This window comes from uncultured Thiodictyon sp. (genome assembly GCA_903837595.1).
Lineage (GTDB): Bacteria > Pseudomonadota > Gammaproteobacteria > Chromatiales > Chromatiaceae > Thiodictyon.
In genome coordinates, this window is the sequence record CAILVI010000551.1 from 1 (window position 1) to 2,699 (window position 2,699).

Genomic DNA, 2,699 nt, shown 5'->3' on the forward strand with positions numbered 1-2,699 from the left:
AGTCCTATCGACCAGGCCGCAACGCCGGTGCTGACGCCTGGTCCCCCTGCCCCACAGCTAACTGCAAATAATGGGGATCTTGGACCCAGATTATTTGCAACTCTGTCTGGTCACGTCTGCCCCCGTATAAACTGACCCGCGCACAAAAAAGGCGGCTCGCGCCGCCTTCGTCAGATCCGCAGAGTCCATGGTCAGCCGCCGCCAAAGCCACCCAGGGCGTAGGGCACGAGGGGAACCAGACAGATGGCAACAGCCATCCACAAGGCGGTGTTGGTCTTGGAGCGCAGGGTCGCGTCACTCATGGCAGTAACCTCAAGTCAGATGGCTGGGCAGTGTCTCTGGTTCGTGTAGCAAGCTGGACAATGGGTTGGTGGTCGATCCGGGAGGATCAGGACGCTGAACCCTTGTCGCCTGCCTACGGTTCAAACGATAGGTTGCGCCAGCGGAAAGCTGAAATCGTTATTTCCTACCATAACGATCAGATATTGACGAGACCGTGCCGGATGCAGCGGCAGCCCACCCCGGGCGCGGCCGTCACGCACCGGGTGGGGTCTGGCATCACGCCTGATCTCCTGACGTCTCTTGCTGAACGCGGCCCCGGCGCCGGGCGGGGGCCTTGGGTGTCGGCTCCAGGGTCAGCTCGGGCACGGCCGCCGCGGGGGCCTCGGGTTTCGGTGCCGGGGCTTGCAAGGCCGCGATGATGGCACGTAGATCGGCGTTATGGGCCGCGCGCTCGGTCAGGGTGGCCACCTCCAAACGCAGCGCTTCGGCGGCCCGCTCCGCGGTGGTGCGGGCCTCCTGTGCCGCCTCGAGGGCCTCGGTGGTGCGGTCGGCTCGCGCCGCTGCCGCACTGGCGCCCCGCTCGGCTTCCGTGGCGTCCTGGCGCGCCTGCTCCAGGGTCCCGCTCAGACGGGCGCCCTCAAGCGCTGCCGCGGCCACCTGCGCCCGCAGGGCCTCCAGGTCGACCCCTAGGGCCTCGATGCGCCGGGCGCGCTCCTGGGCCTCGCCGTGGGCCTCCTGGAGTGCCGCCCGTGCCTGGTCGCGCTCGGCCTCGATGCGCGTTCGGGCCTCCCGCAGATCCTCGACTTGGCCCCGCAGGGCTTCAAGGTGACCGCGGACCTGGCCCAAGTCCGCGGCGGTCTCCCCGGCCTGCCGGCGCAGATCCCGAAGTTCCGCCTCCTGAGCCTCGCCGCGACGGCCCCGTTCCTCGGCCATCGCCCGCTGTTCGCGGGCCTCGGCCTGCGCCTGGTCGTGCCCCTGGCGCTCCTGGGCGAGGTCTTGCAACGCCTGGGCACGCTCGGTGCGGACTTGATCCAGATCCCGGCTCACCTGGTCGGCGAGCTCGACCGCCTCGCGCCGCTCCCCCTCGTTGCGCTGGCGCTCCAGGTCCAGGGCCTCACGCTCGGCCGCGAGCTGGGCGGCGTGCTGGCGAACCGCCTCGGTCCAGACCAACACGCCCGCCTGGGTGAGGGCCTCCTGAACCCGCGCCGGCACCTGCACCGCCTCGGCCCGCGCCTGGGTGGCCTGGCGCCGCTCGCGCCAGCCCTTGAGGGCCTCGCTGATGGTCGTATAGGACCCGCCCCCCAACTCCCGGCGCACCGCGGCCAGGGTGGCGGACTCGCCCCGCTCCACCAGGGCCTCGGCGGTCTCGATGATCTGCTCGGGTGTAATTGCCATTGGATGTAACCTTTTCATGTTGTAGTAAGTTGTATCCTACAACATACTACAACAAAGCACAGACAAATACCGGCCGGCGGTAGGAAAGAGGGTCAGGGGTGCCGATATGCTTCAAATCACCCCGACCGCACGGGAGCCCGCGCCATAATTACCCCAAGAGCCCCACAGCCGCCACCGCGGCGCGCCCATCTCCCCCCGGCGGATCGGGTGGGGGTCTTGGCCCAGCCGCGCTACAGCCCCGCGCAACGCGCCAGGGCGGCGGTTTGGCTGCCGCGGCTACTCGCTGACCTGGCCGCTGCGCCTCGCTCCAGTCCTGGCGAGCCTTCCAGCCCCGACGATGTAGACAGAAACCCCGCCGGCACGACTCCGGCCGGGCTGGCGCCGACCCCGAAACAGCCCCGCCGGCGTTGAAAGTGTCGACACTTCCGGGGTTTCGTCCCTAAAAAGCCGGTGCCTCGTTCTTTTCCTACTGCCCTTCTTCGACCTCTCAGCCCCTCGAAGCTGGCCGACCTGGTTGAACCCCTGCCCCTGCTTCCTTGGCGTAAAACCTCTTCATGGCCTCTCAGCAGCTTTGTGGTTCGCTGTAGGGCACTGAGCTTGCCGCCCCTCCGTCCTGCAAAACCTCTTCGTCTTGGGCCTCTCCGCGACTCCGGTGCTGTGGATCTGGGTGCGGTCTTGCCGCTGGTTCCGGTCCTTCGGCTGGCGAGTTGTTCACAGGCGGGGGCGGCCAGCTACAGGCTAAGGTAAAGGTTCCCTCTAAAGGTAGTCCTACCGTTTCACCGTCTTCGTTCCTACCGTTTCACCGTGAACAACCGCAAAAACTTAAGCGTGGCGCGGGCTTGTTGGGTCCTACCGTCTTCACCGCGCCAAGGGGAGTCGCGTCCGCAGGCATAACCAACGACTTGTAACCCAACTTTGCAACGGTTTCCGTCAACTCTTGTCGAGCGGTTGAGATCAAGTGTTCCGGAAACATCTCGCGATTGCCAAAGCACAGCGCAAAGGTTTGTTCTTGTTCAATCGCC

Annotated in this window: 2 protein-coding genes; both read right to left on the reverse strand. The window is 66.5% G+C overall.

Annotated features, from left to right (window positions below; all coding sequences use genetic code 11):
- Positions 1–558 precede the first annotated feature (558 nt).
- Positions 559–1,677 (reverse strand): DNA-binding protein, encoded by a 1,119-nt coding sequence (locus tag QZY44_RS33295; RefSeq protein WP_295457920.1) that lies wholly within the window; start codon positions 1,675–1,677, stop codon positions 559–561.
- Positions 1,678–2,476: 799 nt separating this feature from the next.
- A partial coding sequence (locus QZY44_RS33300) for a hypothetical protein (RefSeq protein ID WP_295457923.1) occupies positions 2,477–2,699 on the reverse strand: 223 nt, incomplete at its 5' end.

Coding starts and splice junctions, on each gene's coding strand:
- QZY44_RS33295 (WP_295457920.1), bottom strand. CDS start 1,677: ATGGCAATTACACCCGAGCAGATCATCGAGACCGCCGAGGCCCTGGTG.